We start from the raw sequence: 13680 nt of genomic DNA, 5'->3' as shown, positions 1-13680 counted from the left end.
TTATCATTGCTTTTGGAACACACACACAGCGTGTGCGGGACCATGCCAGACAGTTAACCGGATGGGGTGACATTCCCCGGTGAAAGGAGGAAGGACGTGCCATTCTCCGTCTGGTAAGGCGATATCACATATCGAATCTGTCGCATTTATTGTTATTAACCAGCGGTCTGAAAGCAGAATCTGCAGGCTACACATGCCCTGCTTCCAGCCAGCTTCATCTACGGGATTACCCTGGGCGTCCAGCCACTGAACATTGCCGTCATCGTTCTGCCACCAGCGATCTGCTGTGAGTGCAGGAATTCGCTTGCGCAGTTGAATCAGCGACGCCGTAAAATCGACCAGCGCTTTTTCGTCATCGTGCCAGTTGAGCCAGCTCAGAGGATTGTCCTGGCAATACGCATTGTTATTGCCCTGCTGACTTTGACCCCGTTCGTCTCCCGCCAGCAGCATGGGCGTTCCCTGAGAAAGCAGCAGCGTGGTCAGCAGCCCTTGCATGCTGCGGCGCCGACGCTGCGCCACCTCCGCACTGCTCTCCAGACCTTCTGTACCATGATTGTGGCTATAGTTGTTACCATGCCCGTCACGGTTTTCTTCACCGTTAACTTCGTTATGTTTATTGTTGAAACTCACGAGGTCGCGCAGGGTAAAACCATCGTGAGCGGTAATCAGATTGATGGTCGCGTGTGGCCTGCGATCGTCATGCTGAAAAAGGTCGCTTGACGCGGCAAACCGGCAGGCAAATTCCCCCAGGCTGACGTCACCATGCAGCCATGCGCGCCGGGTCGTATCGCGAAATTGATCGTTCCATTCTGCAAAGGGCGCAGGAAAATTGCCTACCTGATAACCGCCTGGACCGATATCCCAGGGCTCGGCGATCAGTTTGACTTTTGACAGTATCGGACAGGCGCGAATGGCCTCAAACAGAGCCGCATCGCGGTGATAATCCGGTTCGCGACCCAGCACCGGCGCAAGATCAAAGCGGAAACCATCGACGTGACAGACGCGCACCCAGTAGCGCAGCGCCTCCAGCGTCCAGTTCATTACCTGCGGATGGCTGAGGTTCAGGGTATTGCCGCAGCCGGTCCAGTTGTGATAATCGCCCTGTTCGTCCAGCCAGTAATAGCTGGCGTTATCAATGCCGCGAAAGGAAAGCGTCGGTCCGGTGTCATCCAGTTCCGCCGTGTGGTTAAACACCACATCCAGCAGCACCTCAATCCCGGCAGCGTGCAGACGCTTTACCGCCTGCTGAAACTCTTGCAGAGGAGACAGGCCATCCTGACCCGATGCATAGCGGGGATCGACAGCCCAGAGGGCAAAGGGGTTATAACCCCAGTAGTTAGTCAGTCCCAGGCGCAGCAGGCGAGGCTCGCTGGCGAACTGCGCAATGGGCAGGAGCTCAATGGCGGTGATGCCCATTTTCAGCAGGTAATCCACCATCACCGGATGTCCCAGAGCAGCATAGGTGCCGCGCAGGGGTTCGGGAATGCCGGGATGCAGCTGCGTCAGACCGCGGACATGCGCTTCGTAAATGACGCTATCGCCCCACGACGTGCGCGGCGCTACATCCCCTTGCCAGTCGAAATCGTCCGTCACGACAATGCTCTTGGGAGCGAGGGCGGCGTTATCACGACCATCAGGCTCGCCATACCCGCAGTGAAAGCGCGGATCGTCGGGGACATCGCCCTGCACTGCTCTGGCGCAGGGATCGATTAACAGTTTGGCAGGATTAAAAAAGTGCCCCTGCTGGGGCGCCCACGGCCCGTGTACCCGATAGCCATAACGCTGTCCGGGCTTGAGTCCGGGCAGATAGCCGTGCCAGATATCGCCGCTTCGCTCAGTGAGTTCAACGCGCTGCTCAAGGCCGTTCTCATCGAACAGGCACAGTTCAACACGCCTAGCGTGATGGGAAAACAGCGTAAAATTGACCCCTTTCCCATCGTAGCTGGCACCCAGCGGTTGGGGATGTCCGGCACGTAATATCATTCCCCCTCCCGCACGAACCATACCGTCGCCAGTGGCGGTAAATTCAGGCTCAGCGATTGCGGGCGGCCATGACTTTCCTGCTGATCGGTGTGCACCAGATGATTGCGCACGTCGCTGCCGTGGTATTCATGCTGGTCGGTATTAAGCACTTCGCGCCAGCTGCCCGCCTGGTTCACGCCGAAGCGATAGCCCGGACGCGGGACAGGGGTAAAGTTGCTGACAACAATCACTTCATTGCCATCACGGTCGCGACGTACAAACGCAAAGACGGAATGCTCTGCATCATCAACAACCAGCCACTCAAACCCCGCTGGATCGAAATCAAGCTGATGCAGGGAGGTGTAATGCTGATAGGTATGGTTCAGATCGCGCACCAGACGCTGAACGCCGTGATGCCAGTTGTCCTCACCTTCAAGCAGGTGCCAGTCAAGGCTGACATCGTGATTCCACTCTTTGCCCTGCGCAAATTCGTTGCCCATGAATAACAGCTTCTTACCCGGAAACGCCCACATCCAGCCGTAGTAGGCACGCAGGTTAGCGAATTTTTGCCAGGCATCTCCCGGCATGCGATCAAGAATAGAGCGTTTTCCGTGCACCACTTCATCGTGCGACAGCGGCAGGACGAAGTTTTCGCTGTAGTTGTACATGATGCCAAAGCTCATCAGATTATGATGGTAGCGGCGATGTACCGGGTCGAGTTTCATATAGTCCAGCGTGTCATGCATCCAGCCCAGGTTCCATTTGTACCAGAACCCCAGGCCGCCACCTTCAGGCGGTCGTGAAACACCAGGATAGTCTGTGGACTCTTCAGCCATCGTCACTGAACCTGGGGCGACATGTCCCAAAGTACGGTTGGTATAGCGCAGGAAATTAATGGCTTCGAGATTTTCGCGACCACCGTATTGATTGGGGATCCACTCGCCTTCGGCGCGGCTGTAATCACGATAGATCATTGAAGCCACCGCATCGACACGCAGGCCATCAATACCGAAGCGCTCCATCCAGTACAGTGCATTGCCTGCCAGGAAGTTACTGACTTCCCGACGGCCAAAGTTGTAAATCAGCGTATTCCAGTCCTGATGGTAACCTTCACGCGGATCGCTGTGCTCATACAGTTCGGTGCCATCAAACTTCGCCAGACCAAAATCATCGCTCGGGAAATGGCCTGGCACCCAGTCCAGTAACACATTCAGCCCTGCTGCATGGGCGCTGTCGATAAAGTAGCGGAAATCATCACGGGTACCGAAACGGCGGGTGGGCGCATACATACCGAGCGGCTGATAACCCCAACTGCCGTCAAACGGATGTTCGTTAATGGGCAGCAGCTCGATATGGGTAAACCCCATCTCTTTAACGTAAGGCACCAGCTGTTCAGCCAGCTCTTTGTAACTGAGCCAGAAGTTGTCATCAGTATGGCGACGCCACGATCCCAGATGCACTTCGTAGATAGAGATGGGTTTATCAAACTCATTTGCCGCTTTGCGTGAGGCCGACATCTCCACTTTTTCGGGCAGGCCGCAAATCATTGATGCGGTTTGCGGACGCATTTGTGCTTCAAACGCTAAAGGATCGGCCTTGATACGGAGCTGTCCATGGGCATCGATGATTTCAAATTTATAGAGTTGCCCGTTAACAGCGCCAGGAACAAACAGCTCCCAGACGCCCATTTCCTGACGCAGACGCATCGGATGACGACGGCCGTCCCAAAAGTTGAAATCACCGACAACCGATACGCGGCGTGCGTTAGGTGCCCAGACACAAAAACGCGTACCAATCACACCATCAATGACGTCGCCGTGGGCGCCCAGCGTTTCATAGGGCCGCAGGTGCGTGCCTTCTGCCAGCAGCCACAAGTCCATCTCTTGCAACAAAGGGCCAAAGCGGTAGGCATCATCAATGAGGTTCTGCTGGCCGTGCCAGTTAACCGCCAGTTGATAGCGAAACGGATTTTTACGACGAGGAACGACGCCACTGAAAAAACCACGAGAATCATCACACTTCAGTTGGACCAGTTTGCGTCCTGTTGAGGTTTCAATGACCCAGACTTCCAGGGCTTCCGGAAGCAGCGCACGCACTTCAAGACCATTTTCGGTTTTATGCATCCCCAGCAGTGAAAAGGGGTCGGAATAATTACCCGCAAAAAGGGCATTGATCGCCTGGCGATCGGGTAGCTCTGACATGACTTTCTTCCTGTGATAGTTGGCAGGCGAAAAGACCACGACGTCGTGTTATCGCAGGTCTGTTGCGCTGCTCTTCATTGAGCCATGAGTACAGCGGCGTGGGTGTCAAAACGAAACGCTCCTCACCACGCGCCTCCTTAAATCACAACCAGTTAGCATCAAGCCTGTCTGCTCAATGCAAAGCCCGTAGTACCGCCAGATGCCCATCCGGCAAGCCTCCAGACATTAAATAACTTTTACTTTCATGTGCAAGCCGGCCCTGGCTAAAAAAGGCAGTCATCACCTACATCATCTGATGTAAGGCCGTTTTTAAGAGAGAACACCCGCCTTTTATTTTTGCGAACCGCCCCGCAAAAAATTAAATTATATTAATGTATAACAGATTCGCGTTTCATCTTATTTAATAAAAACCGGCCACTTTTCGTTAAGAGCCCGCCATTCCGCTTAAGCCGTTCTTTTTTTCGGAAAGACCGGCCGGGAGGAGGACGTTTTACCGCCCCGCTGCTGCACAGCGCACCGCGTATCTCAGGCGCCGCCGGGTTTTAGCGCAGAGCGAAGCCGCCAGCATCGCGGGTTAAGCGCTGCCAGTCAGATATGATTTATCCGCCTCATCGGTTGGATGGACATCGGTGAAAAACAGTGCCAGTACGTTCCTCGAAAAAATGTCTTTCCCATCTACAACAACCATTTAGTTAATAAAGTAAAACAGTTAACTCGCGGCACACCCTTGTTAAATCATAGCTTGATGACAGCGGTTATAAGAGCAGATAAGCAAAAATTTATTTCTGGACAGGCAAAAAGGGGAAGCGGATCACTTAGCGATCGTAACAGTAGAACAATTTGCAGTGATTTATGGGAATAAGACCGGACAAGTCCGGTCTTTTGATGCTTTCAGATTTAGTCGATGAGCAAACGCAACATGCGACGCAGCGGCTCGGCAGCGCCCCAAAGAAGCTGATCGCCGACAGTAAAGGCAGAAAGATATTCTGGCCCCATATTCAACTTGCGGAGACGTCCTACCGGTGTATTCAGCGTACCGGTCACGGCGGCTGGGGTGAGTTCACGCAGGGTGAGTTCACGATCGTTAGGCACCACTTTCACCCATTCATTGTGGGAAGCCAGCAGTTGCTCAATTTCTGCCAGCGGCAGGTCTTTTTTAAGCTTCAGCGTAAAGGCCTGGCTGTGGCAGCGCAGCGCGCCCACGCGGACGCATAGCCCGTCAACCGGAATGACGCGCGGGGTCGCCAGAATTTTGTTCGTTTCGGCCTGACCTTTCCACTCTTCGCGGCTCTGACCGTTTTCGAGTTGCTTGTCGATCCACGGAATCAGGCTGCCCGCCAACGGCACGCCAAAGTTATCCGTTGGCAGCGTACCAGAGCGGGTGAAATCCGTTACGCTTCGCTCAATATCCAGAATCGCCGAAGCCGGGTTTTGCAGAGAAGTCGCCACGTGATCGTGCAACATGCCCATCTGCGTCAGCAGTTCGCGCATATGACGCGCGCCGCCGCCGGATGCAGCCTGATAGGTTGCCACTGAGGCCCATTCCACCAAATCCTGTGCAAACAGACCGCCTAGCGACATTAACATCAGGCTGACGGTGCAGTTACCGCCAACAAAGGTTTTTACGCCGCTGTCGATGCCCTGACGAATAACCTGATGGTTAACCGGATCGAGAATAATGATGGCATCGTCTTTCATACGCAGCGTTGACGCCGCATCGATCCAGTAGCCATTCCAGCCGCTGGCGCGCAGTTTTGGATAGATCTCAGAGGTGTAGTCACCGCCCTGACAGGTGATAATGATATCCAGCGCGTTCAACGCCTCGATATCAAAGGCATCCTGCAACGTACCCTGCTGCTTGCCTGCAAACGTCGGGGCCGCTTCACCGTGCTGCGAGGTGGAGAAGAAGACCGGATTGATCACATCAAAATCCCGCTCTTCGCTCATGCGGGACATCAGCACTGAGCCAACCATACCGCGCCAACCAACTAAACCTACATTCTTCATGTCATGTCCGTTTCAGGATGATAAACACCTGACTTTCTTATCGAAGGGAAAAGTGTCGTGGTACTCTCACGCCACTCTGCGTAATAATCAGATCTGCCTGTGATGATTTACTCTACAAAATGCAGCTTTTCTGGCAAGTGAATTAATGTAATCAGGCCAACTTTTTCAGCAACACCGCTAATAACCTGACTTTATCTATAACGAGAAGACGTAAAACGAATGACTGAAATGATCTCGGCAACAATATTATTGTTGTTAATAATGGATCCCTTAGGCAATTTGCCGATTTTTATGTCGGTTTTAAAGCATCTGGAACCGAAACGTCGGCGAGTCGTGCTTATTCGTGAAATGCTGATTGCGCTCATCATCATGTTGCTGTTTTTGTTTACCGGCGAGCGAATTCTGGCCTTTCTCAACCTGCGTACCGAAACCGTGTCCATATCTGGTGGCGTCATCCTGTTTTTAATCGCCATCAAAATGATTTTCCCGTCACCTGAAAGCAGTAGCACGGGCTTACCGGCGGGAGAAGAGCCTTTTCTGGTGCCGCTGGCGATTCCCCTGGTGGCCGGGCCGTCATTGCTGGCGACCCTGATGCTGCTGTCGCATCAGTATCCCAATCAAATGTCGCATCTGGTGGGTGCCCTGCTCATTGCCTGGGGCGTAACGGTCATGATTCTGCTGTTGTCAGGCCTGTTTCTTCGGCTGCTGGGCGATAAGGGCGTTAATGCGCTGGAACGTCTGATGGGATTGATACTGATTATGCTGGCAACGCAGATGTTCTTAGACGGGATTCGCGTGTATCTGAAGTTGTAACCATGGTCAATTGTAACCGGGCAGCCCTGCCCGGTTACAACGCATCAGGAAAGCAGCGTAAAGGCGATCATGCCGACTACGGCACCGACGGTGCCCAAAATGGTCTCCATCAATGTCCACGTCTTTAAGGTTTCCCCTTCCGTGGCGCCGGTAAATCGCCCAAACAACCAGAAACCTGCATCGTTAACATGGCTGATAATAATGGAACCGCCACCGATACAGATGGACAAGGCCGCCAGTTGCGCGCCGTTATAATGCAGTGGCTCAATCACAGGCATGATCAATCCCACTGTCGTCAGGCAGGCGACCGTGGCCGATCCCTGAATCACCCGGACCGCCCCAGACAGAATAAAACAGGCCAGCGCAACGGGCAGCCCGGCACCGGTCAGGGCATTTCCCAGCACAGGCCCTACGCCGGAATCGACCAGTACCTGTTTAAAGACGCCGCCCGCACCAATCACCAGCAAAATAATGCCCGCTGGCTGCAGTGCGCTGCCGCAGATCTGCATCACTTTCTCTTTTTCCATGCCCTGACGATAAGCCAGGCCGTAAATAGCCACCAGGCAGGCCAGCAGAATGGCGATAAAAGGATGGCCGATAAATTCCAGCCATTGATAAAGCGCGGTGCCTTCCGTGGTGAAGCGTGCGCCAATGGTTTTTAACCCGACCAGCACGAGAGGAAACAGGATTAACGCCAGGCTAAAACCAAAAGAGGGCAGCTTGTTTTCATCAATATCCGGCTGATGATCTTCAGGAGGCGCGCTGAACGAAACGCGTCTGGCGATAAAATTACCAAACAGCGGCCCGGCAATCAGCATGCCCGGCAGCGCAGCGCACAGGCCGATTAAAATCATCCAGCCAAAATCCGCATGCATCTGAGACGCCAGCAACATGGGCGCAGGCCCCGGCAGCAGAAAGGCCGCGGCGGCAGCCACACCGGCAAACAGCGGTATCACCAGCTTCACCAGATTATCCCCCGTGCGTCGGGCGACGGCGAAGGCAATGCTGATAAGCAGTACCACGGCAACTTCAAAGAAGAGCGGTAAGGCACAGATTAGCCCGGCGATTCCCATGGCAAAGTGGGCGCGGTTTTCGCCAAAGGTCTTGAGCATGCGAATCGCAATTTGGTCAACGGCACCGGTTTCATGCAGGATCTTGCCGAACATCGCGCCCAGCGCCACCACAATTGCCAGAAAGCCCAGCGTGCCGCCCATGCCTTTCTGCATGGTTTCGGCGATGTTATCCAGTGGCATACCGGATAACAGCCCGGCCCCGACTGAGACCAACATCAAGGCAAGAAAGGCATGCATGCGGGCTTTCATCACCAGAAAGAGCAGCAGCAGGACAGAGCCTGCTGCGGTTAAAATAAGTGTTGCGGTATTCATGGCCTAGCCTTGATTAATGGCGTCCTTGATGGTCGCAACCGTCGCCGCCACAACCTCATCCAGCGGGTTCGCGATATCCACGACCAGCACATCTTTTTCATCACTGCCCGGCTCTTCCAGGGTGGCAAACTGCGTCACCAGCATTTGCGGCTTGAAGAAGTGGCCTTTACGCGCCTTCAGACGGGCTTCGATGGTATCGAAATCCCCTTTCAGATACACAAAACGCAGGTTGTCATTGCCCTGACGAAGAATGTCGCGGTAATGCTTTTTTAAGGCTGAACAGACGATGATGGAAATGGCCTGGGTGCGTTGCATCGCGAAAGCCGCATCGTTCAGAGCCTGCAACCAGGGCAGACGATCGTTATCATCCAGTGGATGGCCTTCTGCCATTTTCAGGATATTGGCGCGCGGATGAAGAAAATCACCGTCGAGAAACGCGGTGTTCAACTGGTGAGAAACCTGGTTAGCGACAACGGATTTACCGCTGCCTGAAACACCCATCAGAATAAAAACGTGATGTGGCGAAGATTGCGTGGTCATTTTTTACTCCGGCAAGTTCAGTCAGTCTGCCATGTTACCGATAACAATGGTGGAGCACATTGTCCTGGTGGCATTCCATGCTGGCAACCTTTTTACATCCCAAAGCGTTAAAGTGTGAGCTGCTTCATAAAATCGCGTTAATCAGATACTGCCACCTTCCAGAATCTCAAAACCGATATCCAGCGGTGTTGTAACGCTGTGTTCCCCGGCGATACGCGCCAGTAATAATGCAGCAGACTCACGTCCCATTCGGTCGCGCGGGGTGAGTACCGTTGCCAGCTGCGGCGTGACAACCTGGCTAATATCATGGCCGTGGAAACCGGCAATCGCCATTTGGGAGGGCACCTTGAGTCCCTGCCGCTGACACTCAAACATCGCGCCGACCGCCAGATCGTCATTGGTACAGAACAGGCTGTCTGTCTGAGGATAACGGCGCTGCGCTTCACGCAGCAGATCGCCGCCTGCGCTAAACGAGGAGGCTTCTTCCATCATCACGCTGCGCGGCGTTAATCCGGCCTCACGCATGGCGGCTTCATAACCGCGCTGTTTTTGCAGCGTTCGCTCATCCAGACGCGCGCCCAGATAAACGGTATGACGATGACCTTTATTGATGATGGCCAGCGTCATCTGCCGGGCCGCCTCGACATTGTCAAAGCCGACCGCCATATCAAGACAAGGGGTAACGCTGTCCATCATTTCAATGACCGGAATCCCCGCCACTTCCAGCATGCGCAACGTGCCGGGCGTGTGGGTGCGTTCCGTCAGGATAACGCCGTCGATGTTCCAGCCCAGCAACGACCGTAGCTGACGCTCTTCTTTTTCCGGGTTATAGCCAAAGTGCGCCACCAGCGTCTGATAACCGGCCTCATCGGTGACGGCTTCAATGCCACGCAGTACATCGGCAAAAACCTGATTGGTCAGGGAAGGCAGCAACACGCCAATGGCGCGGCTGGTCGCATTCGACAGCATATCCGGGGCACGATTCGGTATGTATCCCAGTTCGTCCAGCGCCACGGCAATCTTTTTCCCCAGCGCAACGGACACCTGCTCGGGATTACGCAGATAACGACTGACAGTCATTTTGGTGATACCGATACGATCGGCAACGTCCTGTAAAACCGGTCTTTTCTTCTTCATCGTAAGCGCCTGGATAGCCCTGAAAGCAAGTTACGACGAGTCTATCACTTTTTTGCAGCCAGATTGCCAGTGGGGCGAGATATGCCCGCCCCAACAGGCTTATACCGGCGGCAGATCAAACAGCAGGACTTCCGCGGCGCTGTCTGCTTCGAGCACCAGGCTGCTTTCGTCCCAGATGGCAAAAGCATCGCTGTTTGTCGCTGGCTGACCGTTTACCTTGACCTGGCCCTTCACCACCTGGATCCAGATACGGCGGCCCGCGTCGGGTACCACGCTGTCGCTGTCGCCCGCCGCGAATACCCAGCGCGACAACGTCATGTCCTGCCAGACTTTGAGCGATCCGTCACGGGCATCAGGCGTCAGAATATACTGGCGTCCCTGTACGTCGGGAAAACGGCGCTGAGCGTAGCGCGGCTCTATCCCTGTACTTTCTGGAATAATCCAGATTTGGTAGAGGTGCAGGGGTTCGGTTTGGCTGGCGTTATATTCTGAATGACGCACGCCCGTACCGGCACTCATAATCTGGAATTCGCCTGCCGGTATCTGTTCTTTATTCCCCATGCTGTCCTGATGTTCAACGGTACCTGACAGCACATAGGTCAGAATTTCCATGTCTTTATGGGGATGCGTACCAAAGCCCTGACCCGGATCGATCACGTCTTCGTTAATGACGCGTAACGCCGAAAAGCCCATAAAATTGGCATCGTAATAGTTGGCAAAGGAAAAGGTATGCCAGCTGTCCAGCCAGCCGTGATTCGCGTGACCGCGTTCTTCAGCTTTACGTAAATAGATCATGTTCAAATCTCCTCACTGTTTTTTATAGTGTGGTATCCGGCGTAAAAGATTGATAGCTGAAAAACTTCACCTCTCTGTTCAAAAATTATGAACATTAAATGACGGGTTGTTGAAAGGGGCTGAAGGAGGCCTGGCGGGAAGAGGTAGCAAAAAAAAAGCCAGCACCCGGCTGGCTAAATAATACTGGAAGCAATGTGAGCAATGTCGTGCGTTCTACCGTGTCGATGACACGCGAGAAAGCATGACAATAATAATCATTATCATTCGCATCTGTAAAGTCTTTTTGCACATTCTTTTATTGACGTCATGCGTAAATACCTTGAAGTTGAAAGGGTTATCACCCTGCCAACAAGGATAAGCGCTATGAACACGGTAACCATTCGTCATGCTATCCCTTCTGACGCATCCGCATTAACGCGTCTTTACAGCCAGCCCGAAACGCAGGCGGCTACCCTGCACCTGCCTTATCCTTCCCCCTCGCTGTGGGAGCAGAAACTCACTAGCCCGCGCGCGGGCGTTTATATGCTCGTTGCCTGTCTCGGTGAGCAGGTCGTTGGGCAACTTACGCTTGAGGGAATGACGGCCGCACGGCGACGGCATTGTGCCAGCCTGGGGATGGGCGTCGATCCGGCGTTTCATCGTCGCGGGATTGGCAGCGCCCTGATGGCCGCGATGATCGATCTCTGCGACAACTGGCTACAGGTTACGCGCATTGAACTCACGGTGTTTGCCGACAATGACAACGCGATAGCGCTGTATCACAAGTTCGGCTTCCGAATTGAAGGCACCGCGCAAGGCTTCGCCATGCGTGAGGGTACCCTGATCGATACACATTACATGGCGAGGGTGAAAACATAAGATTACGGGCAGCCAAAGGGCTGCCCGTTTTCATCAGTAACCTGCGCTCAGGTCATCTACGGTGCGCGGATCGGAAGCGCCATACAGCGTACCGTCAGGCCCAATCATAATACTTTGGGTACTGCCCATCGACGGCAGCACTTTCACATGCTGACCTTTGGCCTCCAGTAACCGCAAGGTATCCGGACTGAATCCCTTTTCAACACGCAGCTGATCGGGCAGCCATTGATGATGGAAGCGCGGCGCGTTGGTCGCCTCTGCCACGTTCATCCCGTAATCAATACTGTTCACCACCATCTGCAATACCGTGGTGATAATGCGGCTGCCGCCCGGGCTACCCGTTACCAGCCATGTTTTCCCGTCTTTCACCACGATAGTCGGTGACATCGAAGACAGCGGACGCTTCCCGGCCTGCACGGCATTGGCTTCGCCGCCGACTAACCCGTAAACATTCGGCGTGCCCGGCTTGGCAGAGAAATCATCCATCTGGTTATTCATCAGAATGCCGCTGTTACCGGCGACGATACCGCTGCCGAAGTAGGTGTTAAGCGTGTAGGTGACAGCGACCGCATTGCCACTTTTGTCCACCACGGAGAAGTGAGTAGTTTGATTACTTTCGTAAGGGGCCAGTTTACCCGGCTTGATCTCGCTGGACGGGCGGGCTTTGGCAATATCAATCTGCTGCGCCAGTGACTTCGCATAGGCTTTGCTGGTCAGCGCCTGCCAGGGCACCTTAACGAAATCCGGATCGCCCAGATATTCGGAACGGTCCGCGTAAGCATACTTCTCCGCTTCCGCCATGACCTGCATCGCGTCCGCGCTGCCGAAGCCCATTTTGCCCAAATCAAAATTTTCCAGGATATTCAGGATCTGCACGATATGAATGCCGCCCGATGAAGGCGGTGGCATGGAAAACACCTCATAACCACGATAGGTGCCGCTGACGGGCTTACGTTCAACCGCATGATAGGCTGCTAAATCGGCTTTATTAATTAACCCGCCATGCTGGGCCATTTCGGCAGCGATTTGATCGGCAATTTTCCCTTTATAGAAGGCATCCGGGCCTTGCTGCGCAATCAGCTGTAAGCTGTGGGCCAGATTTTTTTGCACCAGACGGTCGCCCTTCTGCCACGGCGTGCCATCGGGCTTATAGAAAATGGCTTTGCTATTGGGATGCGTGATCAGCACTTCCTTACCGTAGGTTTTCAGGTCATCCGCCAGCGCATCGTTGACGACAAAACCGTCACGCGCCAGTTTAATAGCAGGCGCCAGCAGCTTGCTGAGCGGCAGCGTGCCATATTTATTGACGGCTAAAGCAAAACCCGCCACGGTGCCGGGCGTACCTGAGGCCAGGTGCGAAGTGAGGGAAAGCTTGCTATCGGCATTTCCCTGCTTATCCAGGAACATATCGCGCGAGGCCGCCGCCGGGGCCATTTCACGGAAATCGATGGCCGTGGTCTGTCCTGATGCCGTGCGCAGCAGCATAAAGCCCCCACCGCCCAGGTTGCCCGCCTGCGGATGCGTCACCGCAAGCGCAAAGCCCACCGCAACGGCGGCATCCACGGCGTTACCGCCCTGGCGCAGGATATCAACGCCGACCTGGGTTGCCAGCGCATCCACTGAGGCCACCATACCGTTATGCGCCTTAACCGGATGAAACGTATCGCTGTCGATACCATAAGAGACGGGCGGTGCCTGAACCGGCGCGGCACCCGCCCCGGTCACAAAAGTAAAACTCATCAATAATGACCAGCCCAGCTGGCGCAGTTTGCCTTGCATCATCATGTTGTTTCCACTCTCCACTTTTATTTACATTTCTTTATTCTTTATGTAACTGACTACAAACACAGTCGAATATCAAGAATTAACGCAAATTCAGTGCACTCCTGGAGCAGGAATCTGAACCCGTGCATAGAATGACGATAACGACCTCGTGACCCGATTTGGGCACGCACACACAGCACCCGGTCGTTTACTGGAGG

The 13680-nt window shown here is 54.1% G+C and carries 10 protein-coding genes; 2 read left to right on the top strand and 8 right to left on the bottom strand.

Annotation, left to right across the window (positions count from 1 at the left end):
- Window positions 1-3 precede the first annotated feature (3 nt).
- The 3 genes from glgX to asd all read right to left on the bottom strand — a co-directional run bounded on the left by glgX (window position 4) and on the right by asd (window position 6170).
- Complete coding sequence (gene glgX, locus P9J57_RS01720; protein ID WP_227008675.1) at window positions 4-1983, bottom strand: glycogen debranching protein GlgX; 1980 nt, start codon at window positions 1981-1983, stop codon at window positions 4-6.
- On the bottom strand, window positions 1980-4163 hold the full coding sequence (gene glgB / locus P9J57_RS01715) for a 1,4-alpha-glucan branching enzyme (RefSeq protein WP_014604837.1): 2184 nt from the start codon (window positions 4161-4163) through the stop codon (window positions 1980-1982). Before glgB ends, glgX begins: the two co-directional genes overlap by 4 nt.
- Window positions 4164-5060: 897 nt before the next feature.
- Entirely contained in the window at window positions 5061-6170 is a 1110-nt protein-coding gene (gene asd, locus P9J57_RS01710; protein WP_013027540.1) for an aspartate-semialdehyde dehydrogenase, read from the bottom strand.
- Window positions 6171-6389: 219 nt separating this feature from the next.
- On the opposite strand from asd, the gene P9J57_RS01705 reads away from it, so the two are divergent.
- Complete coding sequence (locus P9J57_RS01705) at window positions 6390-6983, top strand: YhgN family NAAT transporter (RefSeq protein WP_006121032.1); 594 nt, start codon at window positions 6390-6392, stop codon at window positions 6981-6983.
- Window positions 6984-7027: 44 nt separating this feature from the next.
- Here the strand turns inward: P9J57_RS01705 and gntU are convergent, their stop codons facing one another.
- The 4 genes from gntU to P9J57_RS01685 form a co-directional block, all read right to left on the bottom strand.
- Entirely contained in the window at window positions 7028-8368 is a 1341-nt protein-coding gene (gntU, locus tag P9J57_RS01700; RefSeq protein WP_013027541.1) for a gluconate transporter, read from the bottom strand.
- 3 nt (window positions 8369-8371) lie between these two features.
- Window positions 8372-8908: a gluconokinase gene (gene gntK, locus P9J57_RS01695; RefSeq protein WP_014604836.1), complete on the bottom strand. Its 537-nt coding sequence runs from the start codon at window positions 8906-8908 to the stop codon at window positions 8372-8374.
- Window positions 8909-9049: 141 nt separating this feature from the next.
- The gene (gene gntR / locus P9J57_RS01690) at window positions 9050-10045 is read right to left on the bottom strand and encodes a gluconate operon transcriptional repressor GntR (protein WP_089517759.1); all 996 of its coding nucleotides are present in this window, start codon (window positions 10043-10045) and stop codon (window positions 9050-9052) included.
- Between the two features lie 99 nt (window positions 10046-10144).
- Entirely contained in the window at window positions 10145-10840 is a 696-nt protein-coding gene (locus P9J57_RS01685; RefSeq protein ID WP_014594800.1) for a pirin family protein, read from the bottom strand.
- Between the two features lie 363 nt (window positions 10841-11203).
- Between P9J57_RS01685 and P9J57_RS01680 the strand changes: the two genes are divergently transcribed.
- Window positions 11204-11698: a GNAT family N-acetyltransferase gene (locus tag P9J57_RS01680; RefSeq protein WP_024472405.1), complete on the top strand. Its 495-nt coding sequence runs from the start codon at window positions 11204-11206 to the stop codon at window positions 11696-11698.
- Window positions 11699-11731: 33 nt separating this feature from the next.
- Here the strand turns inward: P9J57_RS01680 and ggt are convergent, their stop codons facing one another.
- Window positions 11732-13483 carry a gamma-glutamyltransferase gene (ggt, locus tag P9J57_RS01675; protein ID WP_019106689.1) on the bottom strand — a complete coding sequence of 584 codons (1752 nt, stop codon included), beginning with the start codon at window positions 13481-13483 and terminating at the stop codon, window positions 11732-11734.
- Window positions 13484-13680: the final 197 nt, after the last annotated feature.

It is taken from the genome of Pantoea sp. nfd-35 (genome assembly GCF_056892255.1).
Note: the sequence above shows the minus strand (reverse complement) of the source record. Positions and strands in the feature narration are given on the sequence as shown.

Coding starts and splice junctions, on each gene's coding strand:
- P9J57_RS01685 (WP_014594800.1), bottom strand. CDS start 10,840: ATGATCTATTTACGTAAAGCTGAAGAACGCGGTCACGCGAATCACGGC.
- P9J57_RS01680 (WP_024472405.1), top strand. CDS start 11,204: ATGAACACGGTAACCATTCGTCATGCTATCCCTTCTGACGCATCCGCA.
- glgB (WP_014604837.1), bottom strand. CDS start 4,163: ATGTCAGAGCTACCCGATCGCCAGGCGATCAATGCCCTTTTTGCGGGT.
- P9J57_RS01705 (WP_006121032.1), top strand. CDS start 6,390: ATGACTGAAATGATCTCGGCAACAATATTATTGTTGTTAATAATGGAT.
- asd (WP_013027540.1), bottom strand. CDS start 6,170: ATGAAGAATGTAGGTTTAGTTGGTTGGCGCGGTATGGTTGGCTCAGTG.
- gntK (WP_014604836.1), bottom strand. CDS start 8,908: ATGACCACGCAATCTTCGCCACATCACGTTTTTATTCTGATGGGTGTT.
- gntU (WP_013027541.1), bottom strand. CDS start 8,368: ATGAATACCGCAACACTTATTTTAACCGCAGCAGGCTCTGTCCTGCTG.
- ggt (WP_019106689.1), bottom strand. CDS start 13,483: ATGATGATGCAAGGCAAACTGCGCCAGCTGGGCTGGTCATTATTGATG.
- gntR (WP_089517759.1), bottom strand. CDS start 10,045: ATGAAGAAGAAAAGACCGGTTTTACAGGACGTTGCCGATCGTATCGGT.
- glgX (WP_227008675.1), bottom strand. CDS start 1,983: ATGATATTACGTGCCGGACATCCCCAACCGCTGGGTGCCAGCTACGAT.